We start from the raw sequence: 896 nt of genomic DNA on the forward strand, positions 1-896 counted from the left end.
CCGGCGGCGGGCCGGCCGGGACCGGCTCCTCGAACACCAGCAGCGTGTGGGTGTTCACGATGCCGTTCATGCCCTGGATCTGGTCCAGGATCAGGTGCCGCAGGTCGGCGTTGTCGCGGGCGCGGACGAGCAGGACGAGGTCGAACTCCCCGCCGACCAGGCCGATGTGCTCGACGCCGCGCAGAGTGCGCAGCTCCTCGCGGACCGAGCGCCACTGCGCCTGGTCCAGGTTGACCGTCACGTAGGCCGACGTGCCCAGCCCGGCCAGCACCGGGTCGATCTCCGCACGGTAGCCGCGGATCACCCCGGTGGACTCCAGGCGCTGCACGCGCACGTAGGCGTTGGCCCGCGAGATGTGCAGCGTCTCGGCGAGCGTCCGCATGGACATCCGGCCGTCGCGGCGCAGCTCGTCGATGATGCGCCGGTCGACGTCGTCGAGGCCTCCTGCCACTTGTCTCGCCACCATGCCCTCAGGCCTTTCTGCGCTGGACATTTGGATCGCGTGACCCGGTCATGACTGGACGAGTTCTCGGATCCTCGCCGTTGATGGAATCCGAATGGAAGTTTGACCAGTATATCTACATGGTGATCAACGAAGATCTCATGCTCCCCACAAGGGAGCCGGTCATGCTGCTCGATCCGGAGGGCCGGCCGACCGCCGGCGACGGTGCCGCGCTGCCCGCGCCCGACGACCTGCTCCGCGGCCTGGCGGGCATGGTCGCGGCCCGCCGGTTCAACGAGCAGTCCTCGGTGCTGGTGCGGCAGGGCAGGCTGGCGGTGTACCCCTCCTCCTACGGGCAGGAGGCGTGCCAGGTCGCCGCCGCGCAGGTGCTCGGCGACGGGGACTGGCTCTTCCCGACCTACCGGGACACCGCGGCCGCCGTCGCGCGCGGCGT

The 896-nt window shown here is 70.1% G+C and carries 2 protein-coding genes; one reads left to right on the forward strand and one right to left on the reverse strand.

The genetic code is table 11. The annotated features are described in order from the left end of the window. Nucleotides 1-451 (reverse strand): Lrp/AsnC family transcriptional regulator (locus PROKR_RS21325; RefSeq protein WP_342665898.1); only part of this gene is annotated, 451 nt, incomplete at its 3' end. 95 nt (nucleotides 452-546) lie between these two features. On the opposite strand from PROKR_RS21325, the gene PROKR_RS21330 reads away from it, so the two are divergent. Beyond that, nucleotides 547-896 (forward strand): thiamine pyrophosphate-dependent enzyme (locus PROKR_RS21330; protein WP_245605915.1); only part of this gene is annotated, 350 nt, incomplete at its 3' end.

The organism is Promicromonospora kroppenstedtii DSM 19349 (genome assembly GCF_000515355.1).
Taxonomy (GTDB): domain Bacteria; phylum Actinomycetota; class Actinomycetes; order Actinomycetales; family Cellulomonadaceae; genus Promicromonospora; species Promicromonospora kroppenstedtii.